Source organism: Oleiphilus sp. HI0043 (genome assembly GCF_001634935.1).
Window position 1 is genome coordinate 1 of sequence record NZ_LWEY01000528.1, and the last position, 527, is coordinate 527.

The window sequence follows — 527 nt, forward strand, 5'->3', positions numbered from 1 at the left end:
ATCTTGCATACCAAAGCGAAATTGAACAAGCTCTGCGCCTTCATAATAATAACATCAGCATTACACGCTACTCACAAGCTTATGAAACCCTTCGGGAAACCTTATTCCATAACATCGATATCGGCATCACCCTTGCACAGGGAGCAATAGCCGAAACCGGAACCTTATTGCTGCTGCCAAATAAAGACGAACCTAGAATGATGTCGCTTGTGCCACCAATACATCTAGTGCTACTACAAGAGGATCAAATCTACCCGGATTTATCAAGTTTGCTCAATGATGAACCTTGGGGTCAATGCGAGAAAATGCCAAGCAATGTTTTGTTTATTTCCAGCCCGTCGAAAACAGCAGATATACAACAAACACTAGCCTATGGCGCTCATGGACCCAAAAAGCTGATTGTCTTAGTTCAAGAAAACGCAGAGATATAGAGTGCTAAGGAGCAACGCTCAGCTCATCCAGAATCGATTCACTATCACCGCCTCCCGTTCTTAAACAGGGGAAAACCAATAGAATTTCGGTGCATT

1 protein-coding gene is annotated in these 527 nt (G+C 43.5%); it reads left to right on the plus strand.

The window, feature by feature from the left end; all coding sequences use genetic code 11:
• Positions 1-431: lactate utilization protein (locus A3729_RS06525; protein WP_197475631.1), on the plus strand; the 431-nt coding region annotated here is incomplete at its 5' end.
• Between the last annotated feature and the right edge of the window lie 96 nt (positions 432-527).